We start from the raw sequence: 16,370 nt of genomic DNA on the forward strand, positions 1-16,370 counted from the left end.
AACATACTACACTAACTTCGTCGGGAAAGCTTCTGTTCGCCGCGCCCCGTCTTTAGTATGGAACAGATTTTCCTCATTCTCCTGTGCCCATTCACGCATACGGATCTTTATCGGACAGCGCCCCCCTCACTACGCGCGCTCCTCAGCAACGGCCGGGCGCTGGCCAAGCAGCCAGTCGCGAAAACAGCGGTTGGCAGGCGCCAGCAGCGCGGTCTCGTGGTAAACCAGATGATAGGCCAGCGGACAGGCGATGGGCTGCGCCAGAGGATTAACCAGCCGCCCCTGCGTCAGCGCAGGCGCTATGAATGAGCGTCGCAGCAATGCCATCCCCATACCGGCGAACGCCGCCTCCGTCACGCCGTTGGAATCAGTGAACACCGGCCCACGCCGCGCGATGTGCGGCGCCAGCCCCACGGCCTCACACCACAGCGCCCAGTCTTCACGATGTTCATCGTGCAGCAGCGGATACTGCAGTAGATCGCTCGCATCGGTGAGCGTCCGGCGCGGAGCGATCAGCTGCGGGCTACAGACCGGCATCAGGTCGTCATCCAGCAGGCGGTAAGCCTGCAGTTCCGGCCAGCCGCCGACACCATGACGCACGGCAAAATCGATCCCTTCACTCAGCAAATCCACTCGCCGGTTGGTGGTGCCGATCTGGATCTCTATCTGCGGATAGCGTCGTTCAAAATCAGCCAGCCGCGGCAGCAGCCACTGAATGGCGAAGCCGCTGGTACAGCTGATAGCTACCTTTTCTGGTCCCGGGGGCACCTGCAGACGCTGGGTGGCGGCGGCTATCTGATGAAACGCCGGCTGAACGGCCCGCAGGTAGATCTCTCCCACCGCCGTTAACTGTAACCGTCGCGGAGTACGGATAAATAGCGGGACATTCAGCGTCTCCTCAAGGCGGGCAATCTGCTGGCTGACGGCGCTGGGCGTGACGCAAAGCTCACTGGCGGCCAGTTTCAGGCTAAGCAGCCGCGCCGCCGCCTCAAAGCAGCGCAACGCATTCAGCGGCGGGAGTTTCATGGGTATGGAACCTTAGTTAAGAAAAACTTAATCATGTAAGCATAACGCGTTTGTCGCACGCTGCACGTGGGTTCTACAGTTGACTTCCTTCGTGACTACAAGGAGTCAATCATGCGTGTTATCGACTATGGCCGCCTGCTGCTGCTCGCCGCCCTCTGGGGCGCCAGCTTTTTGTTTATGCGCATCACCACCCCGGCCTTCGGGGCGTTGAACAGCGCTTTTCTTCGCGTACTGTTCGCCGCTATCGCGCTCGGGCTGTTACTCGGCGTGCAGGGTAAATGGAGCGGGTATCAGGGAAAATTCACATCCACTCTGCAGCTGGGGGTCATTAATTCAGGCCTTCCTTTTCTCATGTACTGCCTTGCCGCGCAATGGCTGCCGGCAGGGTACTCCGCCACGCTTAACGCCACGGCGCCGATGATGGGGGTGCTGATCGGCGCGTTATGCTTTGCAGAACCGTTAACCCTGCGCAAAGGCGGCGGCGCGATACTGGGCGCCATTGGCGTGGCGGTGATCGCGCGCCCGACATCTGGCCTTAGCGCCGCCCTGCTGCTGCCGGGGATTGGCGCCTGCCTGACCGCGACCGCCTGTTACGGTCTGGCCGGCTTTCTGACCCGCCGCTGGATCCAGCAGCGAGGCGGCCTCGAGGCTGAACGCGTCGCGCTGGGTAGCCAGGTCGGCGCCACGCTGTTTCTGTTTCCTTTCTTTCTCTGGTCCTGCTGGCATGGGCCTGCCGTAGACTGGCGGCAGAGTCTGCCGTGGATAGCGATAGTCATGCTGGGCGTGGTCTGCACGGCGGCAGGGTATATTCTCTACTTCCGCTTGATTGCAGATATAGGGCCGCTGCGTTCGCTGTCGGTGACCTTTTTGATCCCACCTTTTGCGGCGCTGTGGGGCTATCTCTGCCTCGGAGAGACAGTGGAGAAAGGATTGATTCTCGGCGCGCTGCTGGTTTGTGTAGCGCTATGGATGATTATCGTGCCGTCGGGGCGAAAACGCGGGGTACCGGACGGCGCATGATGCACCGCCCGGCAGATAGCCTTAGAGAAACGGCCTCACGTCGCCGACGCCTTCGCGCAGCACCACCGGGGTGTCTTCAGTGAGATCGATAACCGTGGTCGGCTGCTGCCCAAGGAAACCGCCGTGAATGATGAGGTCCACCACTTTCTCCAGACGATCTTTGATCTCTTCCGGGTCGGATTCGGTAAAGTCGCTGCCGGGCAGCATCAGCGACGTGGAGAGCATCGGCTCGCCTAAGGTCTCGAGCAACGCCTGAGCGATGGGGTTAGACGGGACGCGCATGCCGATGGTTTTACGCTTCTCCTGCAGCAGCCGACGCGGCACCTCTTTGGTCCCCTTAAGGATAAAGGTATAGTTGCCCGGCGTGTTGTTTTTCATCAGGCGAAACGCCACATTATCCACAAAAGCGTAGGTTGACAGCTCGGACAGATCGCGGCACATCAGGGTAAAGTTGTGGCCGTCCGGCAGCTGACGAATGCGGCAGATCCGCTCCATCGCCCCCTTGTCTTCAATTTTGCAGCCCAGCGCGTAGCCGGAGTCGGTAGGATAAACGATCACCCCGCCCTTACGCACAATCTCCACCGCCTGGTTAATCAACCGCGCCTGCGGGTTATCCGGATGGATATAAAAAAACTGGCTCATACTTCCCTCTCAATTTTTATTCGGCGGCCGCTTCCCAACTATGCCAGACGCCTTCCACGCCGGCAGGAAGCCAGAGCTTACGGCCAAGTTCGATCCACGCGCAGGGCTGATGAAAATCGGATCCCTGCGACGCCAGAAGACCAAACTGCACGGCCAGGGTGGCCAGCTGGGCGCGTTCATGGGGCGCCTGCTGACACTGGGCCACTTCCATGGCATCACCGCCCTGCTCGCTAAAGTGGGCCAACAGCCGCTTCAACCACTTGGCGGAAAGATCGTAGCGCCCGGGATGGGCAATCACCGCCTTGCCGCCAGAATGATGAATCACATCAATCGCTTGTTTTATTGTACACCACTGCGGCGGCACGTAACCGGTTTTCCCGCGGGCAAGGTATTTTTTGAAGACTTCCGCCATGTTTTTCGCATGGCCGGCCTCCACCAGAAAACGGGCAAAATGGCCGCGGGTGACGGCGCCACCGTCCGCCAGTCGCAGCGCCCCTTCCCAGGCGCCGGGGATCCGCGCCTTCTCCAGGCGCTCGGCAATCATCTGACCGCGCTGCTGGCGCCGCGCTTTCTGCTCCTCCAGCAGGGCGGTCATCGTTGGGTGCGCAATATCAATATTCAGACCCACAATATGAATCTCGTGATTCTCCCAGAGGGTGGAAATCTCGACGCCGTTCACCAGGGTCAAGGGTAATCCGGCGCGGGCGATCTCCTCCCGGGCCGCCGGGATCGCCGCCACGCTGTCATGGTCGGTGATCGCCAGGGTGCCGACGCGCATCTCATGGGCGCGATGGACCAGTTCCTGCGGAGTCAGCCGCCCGTCAGAGGCGGTGGTATGGCTGTGCAGATCGTAAATCACTGCGTATTGGCTGTCGCTCAAAAGGACTCCTGCTGGACATCAACGTAAATAAGCGCATTATCATACCGACAGGCAGAGAAAATCTGCAAACAAGGGTTGACTTTATTCCATTGAACTAGTTAACTAGTACGCAAGTTCACATGAAGGGGTATCACGATGAAAATGCACTTTATCACTCTGCACAGCTGGTGGCGCACCTCCTGACGACGGGCGGCGTGATCGCGTTTTGCATTCAGCATACAGATACCCGGCCCGCCAATGAGCGGGCTTTTTATTGGACAAAAATAATACGAACAGGCGAGAACAATAATGCAAACATCCAAACCGGCACTCGAGCTTCTCACCAGCGACGCCATCTACCGGGAGAACCCGACGGCGTTATTCCACCAACTGTGCGGCGCCCGGCCGGCGACGCTGCTGCTGGAATCCGCTGACATCGACAGCAAAGATGACTTAAAAAGCCTGCTGCTGGTCGATAGCGCGCTGCGCATTACGGCCCTTGGTGACACTGTCACTATTCAGGCCCTCTCCGCCAACGGCGCGGCGCTGCTGGAACTACTGGACGGCGCGCTGCCCTCCGGGATCAACAATCAGCGCCAGCCCAACGGCCGCATCCTGACCTTCCCAGCCGTCAGCGCCCTGCTCGATGAAGACGCCCGTCTCTGCTCACTGTCGGTGTTTGACGCCTTCCGTCTCCTGCAGGAGCTGGTGAGCGTTCCGGACAACGAGCGCGAAGCGATGTTCTTCGGCGGCCTGTTCGCCTATGACCTGGTGGCCGGTTTTGAAGATCTTCCCCAGTTGCAAAGCGACACCGCCTGCCCGGACTACTGCTTCTATCTGGCGGAAACCCTGCTGGTCATCGACCATCAGACCAAGCATACCCGCATTCAGGCCAGCCTGTTCACCCCGCTGGAGAGTGAAAAACAGCGCCTGGAGCAGCGCCTGAGCCAGCTGCGTCAGCAGCTGAACGAGCCGCCGGCGCCGCTACCGGTTACCACCGTGGCCGAAATGCGCTGCGACGTTGACCAGAGCGATGAAGAGTACGGCGCGGTGGTGCGCAAAATGCAGCGCGCGATCCGCGCCGGGGAAATCTTCCAGGTGGTTCCTTCCCGCCGCTTCTCGCTGCCCTGCCCATCGCCGCTGGCCGCTTATGATGTGCTGAAGAAGAGCAACCCCAGCCCGTACATGTTCTTTATGCAGGACAATGATTTCACCCTGTTCGGCGCCTCGCCGGAAAGCTCGCTGAAGTATGATGCCGTCAGCCGTCAGATTGAGATCTACCCCATCGCCGGCACCCGGCCACGCGGCCGCCGCGCCGACGGCTCGCTGGATCGCGACCTCGACAGCCGCATCGAGCTGGAAATGCGCACCGATCATAAAGAGCTTTCCGAACACCTGATGCTGGTGGACCTGGCGCGTAATGACCTGGCGCGCATCTGCACCCCGGGCAGCCGCTATGTCGCTGATTTAACCAAGGTTGACCGCTACTCCTTCGTGATGCATCTGGTCTCCCGTGTAGTAGGCGAATTGCGTCAGGATCTCGACGTCCTCCACGCCTATCGCGCCTGCATGAATATGGGCACCCTCAGCGGCGCGCCGAAGGTCCGCGCCATGCAGCTGATTGCCGCCGCCGAAGGTAAACGCCGCGGCAGCTACGGCGGCGCGGTGGGCTATTTCACCGCCCACGGCGACCTCGACACCTGCATCGTCATCCGTTCCGCCTACGTGCAGGAAGGTATCGCTACCGTCCAGGCCGGAGCCGGCATTGTGCTCGACTCGGTTCCCCAGTCGGAAGCGGATGAGACCCGAAATAAAGCCCGCGCGGTGCTGCGCGCCATTGCCCAGGCCCATCACGCGAAGGAGATTTTCTGATGGCTGACATTCTGCTGCTCGATAATATCGATTCCTTTACCTATAACCTGGCAGACCAGCTGCGCGCCAACGGCCATAACGTAGTGATTTATCGCAACTCCGTTCCGGCGCAGGCGCTGATTGAGCGTCTGGGCACCATGGACAACCCGGTGCTGATGCTCTCCCCGGGCCCGGGTACGCCAAGCGAAGCCGGCTGCATGCCGGAGCTACTGACCCGTATGCGCGGCAAGCTGCCGATCATCGGCATCTGCCTCGGCCACCAGGCCATTGTCGAAGCCTACGGCGGCTATGTCGGCCAGGCGGGGGAGATCCTCCATGGCAAAGCCTCCAGCATTGAGCACGACGGCCAGGCGATGTTTGCCGGTCTGGCTAACCCGCTGCCGGTGGCGCGCTACCACTCGCTGGTCGGCAGCAATATTCCCGCCGGGCTGACGATTAACGCCAATTTCAACGGTATGGTGATGGCGGTGCGTCACGATGCGGACCGGGTGTGCGGCTTCCAGTTCCACCCGGAATCGATCCTTACCACCCAGGGCGCACGGCTGCTGGAGCAGACCCTGGCCTGGGCGCTGCAGAAGCTGGAGCATACCAACACCCTCCAGCCGATCCTCGAGAAGCTGTACCAGGCGGAAACCCTGAGCCAGCAGGAGAGCCACCAGCTGTTCTCCGCCGTCGTGCGCGGCGAAGTGAAGCCTGAGCAACTGGCCGCCGCGCTGGTCAGCATGAAAGTGCGCGGCGAGCAGCCGCAGGAAATTGCCGGCGCCGCTACCGCGCTGCTGGAAAACGCCGCGCCGTTCCCGCGCCCGGACTACCTGTTTGCCGACATCGTCGGCACCGGTGGCGACGGCAGCAACAGCATCAATATCTCCACCGCCAGCGCCTTTGTCGCTGCGGCCTGCGGGTTGAAAGTGGCGAAACACGGCAACCGCAGCGTCTCCAGCAAATCAGGCTCTTCTGACCTGCTGGCGGCCTTCGGCATTAATCTCGATATGAACGCCGATAAATCCCGCGCCGCGCTTGATGAGCTGGGCGTCTGCTTCCTGTTCGCGCCGAAGTACCACACCGGTTTCCGCCACGCGATGCCGGTCCGTCAGCAGCTGAAGACCCGCACCCTGTTCAACGTGCTGGGCCCGCTGATCAACCCGGCGCATCCGCCGCTGGCGCTGATTGGCGTCTACAGCCCGGAACTGGTGCTGCCGATCGCCGAGACCCTGCGCGTGCTGGGTTATCAGCGCGCGGCGGTGGTGCACAGCGGTGGGATGGATGAAGTTTCACTGCATGCGCCTACGGTGGTGGCCGAACTGCATAACGGGGAAATTAAAAGCTATCAGCTGACCGCCGACGACTTCGGCCTGACGCCTTACCATCAGGCGCAGCTGGCGGGCGGCACCCCGGAAGAAAACCGTGACATTCTGACGCGCTTGCTACAAGGTAAAGGTGAAGCCGCTCACGAAGCCGCCGTCGCCGCCAACGTCGCCATGTTGATGCGTTTACACGGGCATGAAGATCTGAAAGCTAACGCTCAGCAGGTACTGGATGTGCTGCACAGCGGCGCGGCCTATGACAGAGTGACCGCCTTAGCGGCAAGAGGGTAAATAATGCAAACCGTTTTAGCAAAAATCGTTGCCGACAAAGCGATTTGGGTGGAAGCCCGCAAACAACAACAACCGTTAGCCAGTTTTCAAAATGAGATCGTTCCGACGCAGCGCAATTTCTATGACGCACTGGCCGGCACCCGCACCGCGTTTATTCTCGAGTGCAAGAAGGCCTCGCCGTCGAAGGGGTTGATTCGCGAGGATTTCGATCCGGCAGCGATCGCCAGCATCTACAAGCACTACGCCTCGGCGATCTCGGTACTGTGTGATGAGAAATATTTCCAGGGCAGCTTCGATTTCCTGCCGATCGTCAGCCAGGTCGCGCCGCAGCCGATCCTGTGTAAGGACTTCACCATCGACCCTTACCAGATCTACCTGGCGCGCTACTATCAGGCCGACGCCTGCCTGCTGATGCTCTCGGTGCTCGACGATGAACAGTATCGTCAGCTCTCGGCGGTGGCTCACAGCCTGAATATGGGCGTGCTCACCGAAGTCAGCAATGAAGAGGAACTGGAGCGCGCCATCGCCCTGAAGGCGAAGGTGGTGGGCATTAACAACCGCGACCTGCGCGATATGTCGATTGACCTTAACCGCACCCGTCAGCTGGCGGCGCGTCTCGGCCCGGATGTCACGGTGATCAGCGAATCCGGCATCCATACCTATGCCGAAGTGCGCGAGCTGAGCCACTTCGCCAACGGCTTCCTGATCGGCTCCGCCCTGATGGAGCAGGCGGATCTGGAAACGGCGGTTAAACGCGTGCTGCTCGGCGAGAACAAAGTGTGCGGCCTGACGCGCCCGCAGGATGCCCAGGTGGCCTGGGAGTCCGGCGCCGTTTACGGTGGGCTGATCTTCGTCCCGACCTCGCCGCGAGCGGTGAATGACGCCCAGGCCAAAGCGGTGATCGCCGCTGCGCCGCTGCAGTACGTCGGCGTCTTCCGCAATGCGCCGCTGGAGGAGGTGGTCGCCCGCGCGCAGGCTCTGGGGCTGGCCGCCGTGCAGCTGCACGGTGATGAAGACCAGGCCTATATCGACGCGCTGCGCGACGCCCTCGCGGACAACGTCCGCATCTGGAAAGCGCTGAGCGTCGGCGAAACCTTCCCGGCCCGTACGCTCCGCCATGTCGACAAGTACCTGCTCGACAACGGCCAGGGCGGCAGCGGCCAGCGCTTTGACTGGAGCCTGCTGCAGGGCCAGGATCTGCGCAACGTCATGCTGGCGGGCGGCCTCGGCGCCGATAACTGTGTGGAAGCGGCCAAAAGCGGCTGTGCCGGACTCGATTTCAATTCAGGCGTAGAGTCGCAACCCGGGATTAAAGACGCCAGCAAGCTGGCCTCCGTATTCCAGACGCTGCGCGCATATTAAGGAGCAATAATGAGCACTTTACTGAACCCCTACTTCGGCGAATTCGGCGGCATGTATGTGCCGCAGATCCTGATGCCCGCCCTGCGCCAGCTGGAAGAAGCCTTTGTCAGCGCGCAGAAGGACCCGGCCTTTCAGGCGGAATTCACCAACCTGCTGAAAAACTACGCCGGGCGTCCGACGGCCCTGACCAAATGCCGGAATCTGACCGAAGGCACCCGCACCACCCTGTACCTGAAACGCGAAGATCTGCTGCACGGCGGCGCGCACAAAACCAACCAGGTGCTGGGCCAGGCCCTGCTGGCCAAACGGATGGGTAAAACCGAAATTATCGCCGAGACCGGCGCCGGCCAGCACGGCGTCGCCTCAGCGCTGGCCAGCGCCCTGCTCGGCCTGAAATGCCGTATCTACATGGGTGCCAAGGACGTCGAGCGCCAGTCGCCGAACGTGTTCCGTATGCGCCTGATGGGCGCCGAGGTGATCCCGGTGCACAGCGGCTCCGCCACGCTGAAAGATGCCTGTAACGAGGCGCTGCGCGACTGGTCCGGCAGCTACGAAAAGGCGCACTATATGCTGGGCACCGCCGCCGGTCCGCACCCGTTCCCGACGATTGTGCGTGAATTCCAGCGCATGATTGGCGAAGAGACCAAAGCGCAGATCCTTGAAAAAGAGGGCCGCCTGCCGGACGCGGTGATCGCCTGCGTCGGCGGCGGATCAAACGCCATCGGCATGTTCGCTGATTTTATCGAGGAAACCAACGTCGGCCTGATCGGCGTGGAGCCCGCCGGACACGGTATCGAGAGCGGCGAGCACGGCGCGCCGCTGAAGCATGGCCGCGTTGGGATCTACTTCGGTATGAAGTCGCCGATGATGCAGACCGCCGACGGCCAGATCGAAGAGTCTTACTCCATTTCCGCCGGGCTGGACTTCCCGTCCGTTGGGCCGCAGCACGCGTTTCTGAACAGCACCGGTCGCGCTGACTATGTGTCGATCACCGACGACGAAGCGCTGGACGCGTTTAAAGCGCTTTCCCGCCACGAAGGGATTATCCCGGCGCTGGAGTCCTCTCACGCTCTGGCCCACGCGCTGAAGATGATGCGCGAGAACCCGGAAAAAGAGCAGCTGCTGGTGGTTAATCTCTCCGGCCGCGGCGACAAAGACATTTTCACCGTACATGACATCCTGAAAGCGCGAGGGGAAATCTGATGGAACGCTATGAGACGCTGTTTGCCCAACTGAAAAATCGCCAGGAAGGCGCCTTCGTCCCCTTTGTCACCCTTGGCGATCCGGGACCGGAGCAGTCGCTGAAAATTATCGATGCGCTGATCGAAGGCGGCGCCGATGCCCTTGAACTGGGGATCCCTTTCTCCGACCCGCTGGCGGACGGCCCGACCATCCAGGGCGCGGCCCTGCGCGCCTTCGCCGCGGGAGTGACCCCGGCGCAGTGCTTTGAGATGCTGGCGGCGATCCGCCAGAAGCATCCGACCATCCCAATCGGCCTGCTGATGTATGCCAACCTCGTCTTCAGCCCGGGCATCGATGCGTTCTATGCCCAGTGCGCCCGCGTCGGCGTCGACTCGGTGCTGGTGGCCGACGTGCCGGTGGAAGAGTCCGCCCCGTTCCGCCAGGCGGCGATGCGCCATAACATCGCGCCGATTTTCATCTGCCCGCCCAATGCGGATGACGATTTACTGCGCCAGATTGCCTCTTATGGCCGCGGCTACACCTATCTGCTGTCGCGCGCCGGAGTGACGGGTGCGGAAAATCGCGCCGCGCTGCCGCTGCACCACCTGGTGGAGAAGCTGGCGGAATATCACGCCGCGCCGCCGCTGCAGGGCTTTGGTATCTCCGCGCCGGAGCAGGTGAGCGCCGCCATTGACGCCGGAGCCGCCGGGGCTATCTCCGGTTCCGCCATCGTCAAAATCATCGAACGCCACCTCGATGAGCCGCAGACCATGCTCGACGAGCTGAAAGCCTTCGTCCAGAGCCTGAAGGCAGCGACCAAAACCGCCTGACCATCAGCCGCCTGGCATCGCGCCAGGCGGCGATAATTTCTGCAAACTGTCGGCGTATTTGCGCGTTAAGCGAAACAGCGCCTGCACTTCATCTTCCGGCCACTGCGCCAGCACCTGATTCATTAACCGCCGCCGCGCTACCGCAATACTGTCGATCATCTGTTGTCCGCTGGCGCTAAGCGTCACTTCGCTGATCCGTCGATCATGACGGTTCGGTTGCTTACAGGCGAGTCCCTGGGCTTCCAGTTTTTTCACCTGGCGGCTGACGGTGGTGTAATCGCGCCCTAAATGATCCGCCAGCTCAACCACCCCCACCGGGCCATGGCGCCCTACTGCCACAAGCAGCGGAAACAGCATCTGTTCCAGCTGGACGCCGGCTGCCTGGAGGATCTGCTCATCGCGCAGCGGCTGGTTCATTACGCTGATGATGTCCAGCAGCGCGCCGTGAAAGTCGGTAATGTCGTAGTCATTATGTGCATCTTGCATATATTAATTTTCCGCGTATAGTGCTGCAAAACAATATGTGTATTTTACACATAATTCCCGACAGGAGATAATTTATGAAAGCAGCCGTGGTTTTTGATCTCGCAGAAGGCCCGGTTTGGGCCGATTTTATCGACCCGCAGCCCGCGCCCGGCCAGACGCTCATTGACGTCCGCGCCGCCGCGATAAGCCATGTGGTTAAGGCCCGGGCATCCGGACGCCATTACAGCTTCGACGGCAATCTGCCCTTTGTGCCCGGTATCGATGGCGTCGGCACCACACCTCAGGGCCAGCGCGTCTACTTCGCCTTCCCCACCGCCCCCTTCGGCAGTATGGCGCAGCGGGCGCCGGTCGCCCTGCAGAATTGTCTGCCGCTGCCGGATGCGCTCGATGATATCCAGGCGGCGGCGATGGCCAACCCCGGTATGTCCGCGTGGGCATCGCTGGTGACACGCGCCCAGCTTCAGGCCGGCGAAACGGTGCTGATTAACGGCGCCACCGGCAGCGCCGGTCAGTTGGCGGTACAGATTGCCCGCTATCTGGGGGCGAAAAAAATCATTGCAACCGGGCGCAATGCGCAGTCGCTCGCGGCGCTGGACGCCGATGAGTGTATTCAGTTAACCGCTGATGATAAAACCTTGAGCGGGCAATTTTCAGCGGTCAGCGCCGCGCAGATCGATGTGGTCATCGATTACCTGTGGGGACACAGCGCGGAATTATTATTGCCGGCACTGGCGAAATATACCCCTGCCGGCAGTCCGGTGCGCTATGTGCAGGTGGGTTCCCTGGCTGGCGCCGATATCGCGTTAAATGGCGCAGTGCTGCGTTCCGCTCCGCTCCTGCTGATGGGCAGCGGGATCGGTAGCCTGTCGGTATCGCAACTGCTGGCGGCGACCGGTGAAATGCTGCAGGCGGCGGTGCCGGGGAAATTGACCATCGCCACCACCCCGCGGCCACTGCAGGAGATCGCGGCGGCCTGGCCGCAGGACGACAGCCAGAAGCGCACGGTTTTCACCCTCGGATAAAAAATCGCTTCCGCACAAAAGATGGGGTTGATATCTTAAATGAGAAATATTATCTTTCTCATCACTGAATAGTTGAGTAAATCACTCAGGTATTCAGTACGACATTGCTCACATTGCTTCCAGTATTTTTGCCCGCACTTGTGCGGGCTTTTTTTATTCGCGACACACCTCACGCACCCGCTGCCGCAGTCAGCGGTGGCCGGGGCCTGCTCCAGACGCGGATGCCACGCCTGCGAAACCGTAATCACCTCGGTACTGACCGGCAGCGGATCGAGAGCCGCCAGCAAATTAAAATCGGGATCGTTCATTATCGCTCCAGTCGCCAGACAGGGCGTTTGCTGCAAGATATGAGTGCACTCCGCCCGATCTCGGGCCTGATTATAGTGAAGACCTCCCTTCTGCAGCGAGAGACATCATGAAATCCGATCAGCACAACACTATCCTCATCGTCGGCGCCTCGCGCGGCCTTGGCCATGCTATGGCGGCGACGTTCATCCAGCACGGCTGGGAGGTCATCGGCACCGTGCGCGATTTATCATCCCACACGCCGCTCCACGACCTGGCCAAGACGCATCCCCTGCGGCTACGCCTGGCGACGCTCGACATTCGCGATGAAGCCCAGCTGGCCGCGCTGCAGGCGACGCTTCCCCCGGCAAGCCTCGATATGCTGTTTGTCAACGCCGGTACCACCAATCGTGACCCATCGCAGACCATTGGCGACGTCTCCACCGAGGAGTTTTACCAGGTGATGCTCACCAATGCCCTGGCGCCGATGCGGGTTATCGAGCGCCTGCAGCAGGCCGTTAAACCGCAGGGGCTGCTCGGCGTGATGTCCTCTGGCCAGGGGAGCCTGACCAATAACCTTACCGGCCAGCGGGAACTCTACCGCGGGAGTAAAGCTGCGCTGAATATGTTTATGCGCAGCTTTGCCGCTCGCCCCTCCTCGGCCTCCCATCCGCTGGTGGTGATGGCCCCGGGATGGATCCGCACCGAGCTCGGCGGGGCAGATGCCCCGCTGACCATCGAAGAGACGATCCCACGCCTGGTGAACGTCCTGCTCGACAAACGGCAACGTCCGGGACTGGAGTATCTGGATTACCAGGGCCGTACCGTGCCCTGGTGATCCGTGCCGGAACAACCATCATATGGCCGCCCGGAAGTTAACCCCGCCCGGCGCGGCTTGCTACCGACCTTATTCTGCAGCACATTCCCTATATTTCCGCTTTATCGTTCAAAAAATGTGAATTATGTAAATCGAAGTGAAGAAAGTTGTTTTAAGGTCAACTTTTCTATGTAAATATTAAGGCAAATGATAACTATTCTTTTTATCATTTATAGAATCACACCGGTCAGCGCAAGCCAGACGACGAATAACGTCGCTTTTGCGCGGTGTGATATGTGCTCATAACAAAAAATAAGCCTGCATTTATCATGGAAAAAAACGCTTCTCTGCCTTTCGGCAGTTTCAACTCATTGGCATTGTTTACAGGTCTGTGTCTGGGAGCCTCGCCGGCAGCAGGCATCGCAGCGGAAAATTCGGTCAAAAATAGTGAAGAGACGCTGGTAGTGGAAGCCGCTCCGCCTTCACTCTACTCCCCCGGCGCTTCCGCCGATCCCAAGTTCAATAAACCGCTGGTCGATACCACCCGCACCATCACCGTGATCCCGGAACAGGTGATTAAAGATCAGGGCGTCACCAACCTGACTGACGCCCTCAAAAACGTTCCCGGCGTGGGGGCGTTTTATGCCGGGGAGAATGGCAGCTCAACCACCGGGGATGCCATCTTTATGCGCGGCGTGGATACCTCTAACAGCATCTATGTGGACGGCATTCGCGACATCGGCAGCGTGACGCGCGATACCTTCAATACCCAGCAGGTGGAAGTCATCAAAGGGCCCGCCGGCACGGACTATGGCCGCAGCGCGCCCTCCGGCTCGATCAATATGATCAGCAAGCAGCCGCGCCTTGACTCCGGGATCGACGGCTCGGCCAGCATCGGCAGCGCCTGGTCGCGCCGGGGCACTCTCGACCTGAACCAGGCGTTTAGCGACAACGCTGCGTTCCGTCTGAACCTGATGGGGGAAAAAACCCATGACGCTGGTCGGGACCGCATTGAAAACGAACGCTATGGCATCGCACCGTCGCTGGCCTTCGGCCTTGATACCCCAACTCGTCTGTATCTGAACTATCTGCACGTCCGGCAGAACAACACCCCGGATGGCGGGATCCCTACCGTCGGCCTGCCGGGCTATTCGGCGCCTTCGCCGAAGTATGCCGCACTCAACTCCGCCGGGAAGGTCGATACCAGCAATTTCTATGGCACCGACTCCGATTACGATAAATCTACTACCGACAGCGGTACCCTGCGCTTCGAACACGATCTGACGGAGAATACCACCGTGCGCAATACCACCCGCTGGTCGCGAGTGAAACAGGAGTATCTTTTGACCGCGGTGATGGGCGGCGCGAACAATATCACCGCCCCCGATATCAATGACGTCAACACCTGGAGCTGGTCGCGTCTGGTTAATACCAAAGATGTCAGCAACCGCATTCTGACCAACCAGACCAATATCACCTCGACTTTCAATACTGGCTCGATAGGCCATGACGTCAGCGCCGGCGTGGAGTTTACCCGGGAAAACCAGACCAACTATGGCGTTAACGCCAGGACCGCGCCGGCGGTGAATCTCTACCATCCGGTGAGCAACCTGTCGATTGGCGGGCTGGACAGAAACGGGGCGAACGCCAACGGCCAGACCGATACCTTCGGGATTTATGCCTTTGATACGCTGACGCTGACCGAGCGGATTGAGATCAACGGCGGGCTGCGTCTCGACAATTACCATACCAAATATGACAGCGCCACCGCCTGCGGCGGCAGCGGACGCGGGGCTATCGCCTGCCCGCCCGGACAGTCGACCGGCAGCCCGGTCACCACTGTCGATACCGCTAAATCCGGCAATCTGGTTAATTGGAAAGCCGGGGCGCTGTACCGCTTAACCGAGCAGGGCAATGTCTACGTCAACTACGCCATCTCACAGCAGCCGCCGGGAGGCAGCAGCTTCGCCCTGGCCGCCAGCGGCAGCGGCAACAGCGCTAACCGGACCGACTTTAAGCCGCAGAAGGCGAAATCCAGCGAGCTGGGCACCAAGTGGCAAATCTTCGACAACCGTCTGCTGCTCAGTGCGGCGTTATTCCGCACCGATATTGAAAACGAAGTGGCCGCCAACGATGACGGAACCTGGTCGCAGTACGGCAAAAAGCGCGTGGAGGGGTATGAACTCTCCGCGACCGGAAACCTGACCCCGGACTGGACGATTATCGCCGGCTACACTCAGCAGCATGCGACAGTGACGGAGGGACAGAACGTTGCACAGGATGGATCTTCCGCCCTGGCCTACACCCCGAAACATGCCTTTACGCTGTGGACGCAGTATCAGGCCACCAGCGATCTGTCCGTCGGCGGCGGTGTGCGCTATGTCGGAAGCCTGCGCCGGGGCAGCGATGGTGCGGTCGGTACCCCGGATCACACCGAGGGCTACTGGGTTGCCGACGCCAAACTGGGCTATCGGGTCAACAGCAACCTCGATCTGCAGCTCAATATGTATAACCTGTTTGATACCGATTACGTGGCCTCCATCAACAAGAGCGGCTATCGCTATCATCCGGGCGAACCCCGGACCTTTATGCTGACGGCGAACGTCCATTTCTGAGTCTGCGCGTGGGGCCGTTGCGCCCCACCTTTTAGAGAGAACACCGCGATGATGTATCACATTCCTGACGTGCTATCGACAGACCAGGTGGCGGAATTTACCCGGCAGCTGGCGCAGGCCGAGTGGGTCGACGGGCGGGTTACGGTGGGTAGCCAGGGGGCGGCCGTCAAACAGAACCAGCAGATCGATACCCGAACGCCGCTGTATGCCCGCCTGCAGGCCGCTGTGCTCGATATGCTGCGCGGCCATCCGCAGTTTTTTTCCGCCGCGCTGCCGCGGACGATTTCCGCGCCGTTGTTTAACCGCTATGGGCCAGGGGAGACCTATGGTTTTCACGTCGATGGCGCCGTTCGCCAGAACGGCGAGGCGGGCTGGATGCGCACTGATCTGTCAGCGACGCTGTTCCTTTGCGATCCGGAGAGCTATGAGGGTGGCGAACTGGTGATTGAAGACACCTATGGCCAACATCGGGTGAAGCTCCCGGCCGGGCATCTGGTGCTCTATCCCGCCAGCAGCCTGCACTGCGTCACCCCGGTCACCCGCGGCGTCCGCCAGGCCTCTTTCCTGTGGATCCAGTCGATGGTCCGCGACGATAAGCAGCGTGCGATGCTTTACGACCTGGACCGCACCATCCAGTCTCTGAAGGCCCGCTTTGGCGACGGAGAAGAGGTCCTCTCCCTGCTCAACATGTATCACAACCTGCTGCGCCAGTGGACGGAAGTGTGATCCGCTGTTGATGACAGAGGCTTGCGGCAGA

15 protein-coding genes and 1 other annotated feature are annotated in these 16,370 nt (G+C 60.6%); of the genes, 10 read left to right on the plus strand and 5 right to left on the minus strand.

Features of this window, described 5'->3' with window-relative positions; translation table 11 throughout:
- Positions 1-129: 129 nt before the first annotated feature.
- Positions 130-1,026, minus strand: a complete 897-nt coding sequence (gene gcvA / locus AB1E37_RS14765) for a transcriptional regulator GcvA (RefSeq protein WP_004224275.1) — start codon at positions 1,024-1,026, stop codon at positions 130-132.
- 111 nt (positions 1,027-1,137) lie between these two features.
- Between gcvA and AB1E37_RS14770 the strand changes: the two genes are divergently transcribed.
- A complete protein-coding gene (locus tag AB1E37_RS14770; RefSeq protein ID WP_004210746.1) occupies positions 1,138-2,046 on the plus strand; it encodes a DMT family transporter in 909 nt (302 codons plus the stop codon).
- Between the two features lie 21 nt (positions 2,047-2,067).
- On the opposite strand, the gene AB1E37_RS14775 is transcribed toward AB1E37_RS14770, so the two are convergent.
- Together AB1E37_RS14775 and rnm are read right to left on the minus strand one after the other, a co-directional pair.
- On the minus strand, positions 2,068-2,688 hold the full coding sequence (locus tag AB1E37_RS14775; RefSeq protein ID WP_002901738.1) for an L-threonylcarbamoyladenylate synthase: 621 nt from the start codon (positions 2,686-2,688) through the stop codon (positions 2,068-2,070).
- Between the two features lie 16 nt (positions 2,689-2,704).
- On the minus strand, positions 2,705-3,568 hold the full coding sequence (gene rnm, locus AB1E37_RS14780) for an RNase AM (RefSeq protein WP_002901735.1): 864 nt from the start codon (positions 3,566-3,568) through the stop codon (positions 2,705-2,707).
- Positions 3,569-3,727: 159 nt separating this feature from the next.
- Positions 3,728-3,823 (plus strand) — a sequence feature (Trp leader region).
- A 33-nt stretch (positions 3,824-3,856) separates the two neighbouring features.
- Here rnm and AB1E37_RS14785 point away from each other — a divergent pair.
- From AB1E37_RS14785 to trpA, 5 genes are read left to right on the plus strand one after another with little or no spacing between them, the layout of a single operon-like run.
- Positions 3,857-5,419, plus strand: coding sequence for an anthranilate synthase component 1 (locus AB1E37_RS14785; protein WP_004176488.1), 1,563 nt, complete (start codon positions 3,857-3,859; stop codon positions 5,417-5,419).
- On the plus strand, positions 5,419-7,014 hold the full coding sequence (gene trpD, locus AB1E37_RS14790) for a bifunctional anthranilate synthase glutamate amidotransferase component TrpG/anthranilate phosphoribosyltransferase TrpD (RefSeq protein ID WP_004148109.1): 1,596 nt from the start codon (positions 5,419-5,421) through the stop codon (positions 7,012-7,014). The genes AB1E37_RS14785 and trpD overlap by 1 nt, the downstream gene beginning before the upstream one ends.
- Positions 7,015-7,017: 3 nt before the next feature.
- On the plus strand, positions 7,018-8,376 hold the full coding sequence (gene trpCF, locus AB1E37_RS14795) for a bifunctional indole-3-glycerol-phosphate synthase TrpC/phosphoribosylanthranilate isomerase TrpF (protein ID WP_004224272.1): 1,359 nt from the start codon (positions 7,018-7,020) through the stop codon (positions 8,374-8,376).
- Positions 8,377-8,385: 9 nt separating this feature from the next.
- Positions 8,386-9,579: a tryptophan synthase subunit beta gene (gene trpB, locus AB1E37_RS14800; protein ID WP_004224270.1), complete on the plus strand. Its 1,194-nt coding sequence runs from the start codon at positions 8,386-8,388 to the stop codon at positions 9,577-9,579.
- Positions 9,579-10,388 carry a tryptophan synthase subunit alpha gene (trpA, locus tag AB1E37_RS14805; RefSeq protein WP_002901728.1) on the plus strand — a complete coding sequence of 270 codons (810 nt, stop codon included), beginning with the start codon at positions 9,579-9,581 and terminating at the stop codon, positions 10,386-10,388. The genes trpB and trpA overlap by 1 nt, the downstream gene beginning before the upstream one ends.
- Before the next feature lie 3 nt (positions 10,389-10,391).
- Here the strand turns inward: trpA and AB1E37_RS14810 are convergent, their stop codons facing one another.
- Positions 10,392-10,874 (minus strand): MarR family winged helix-turn-helix transcriptional regulator, encoded by a 483-nt coding sequence (locus AB1E37_RS14810; RefSeq protein WP_004224267.1) that lies wholly within the window; start codon positions 10,872-10,874, stop codon positions 10,392-10,394.
- Between the two features lie 74 nt (positions 10,875-10,948).
- Between AB1E37_RS14810 and AB1E37_RS14815 the strand changes: the two genes are divergently transcribed.
- A complete protein-coding gene (locus AB1E37_RS14815; RefSeq protein ID WP_004190773.1) occupies positions 10,949-11,896 on the plus strand; it encodes a zinc-binding alcohol dehydrogenase family protein in 948 nt (315 codons plus the stop codon).
- A gap of 35 nt (positions 11,897-11,931) precedes the next feature.
- Here the strand turns inward: AB1E37_RS14815 and AB1E37_RS14820 are convergent, their stop codons facing one another.
- Complete coding sequence (locus tag AB1E37_RS14820; RefSeq protein WP_004224259.1) at positions 11,932-12,204, minus strand: hypothetical protein; 273 nt, start codon at positions 12,202-12,204, stop codon at positions 11,932-11,934.
- 107 nt (positions 12,205-12,311) lie between these two features.
- On the opposite strand from AB1E37_RS14820, the gene AB1E37_RS14825 reads away from it, so the two are divergent.
- The 3 genes from AB1E37_RS14825 (at position 12,312) to ybiX (ending at position 16,339) form a co-directional block, all read left to right on the plus strand.
- Positions 12,312-13,019 (plus strand): SDR family NAD(P)-dependent oxidoreductase, encoded by a 708-nt coding sequence (locus AB1E37_RS14825; protein WP_004224257.1) that lies wholly within the window; start codon positions 12,312-12,314, stop codon positions 13,017-13,019.
- A gap of 308 nt (positions 13,020-13,327) precedes the next feature.
- Positions 13,328-15,613, plus strand: coding sequence for a catecholate siderophore receptor Fiu (locus AB1E37_RS14830; protein WP_004176501.1), 2,286 nt, complete (start codon positions 13,328-13,330; stop codon positions 15,611-15,613).
- Between the two features lie 48 nt (positions 15,614-15,661).
- Positions 15,662-16,339 carry a PKHD-type hydroxylase YbiX gene (gene ybiX, locus AB1E37_RS14835; RefSeq protein ID WP_004140326.1) on the plus strand — a complete coding sequence of 226 codons (678 nt, stop codon included), beginning with the start codon at positions 15,662-15,664 and terminating at the stop codon, positions 16,337-16,339.
- Positions 16,340-16,370 lie beyond the last annotated feature (31 nt).

The sequence above is a fragment of the Klebsiella sp. Shm-1 genome, from assembly GCF_040804525.1.
Classification (GTDB): Bacteria; Pseudomonadota; Gammaproteobacteria; order Enterobacterales; family Enterobacteriaceae; genus Klebsiella; species Klebsiella pneumoniae.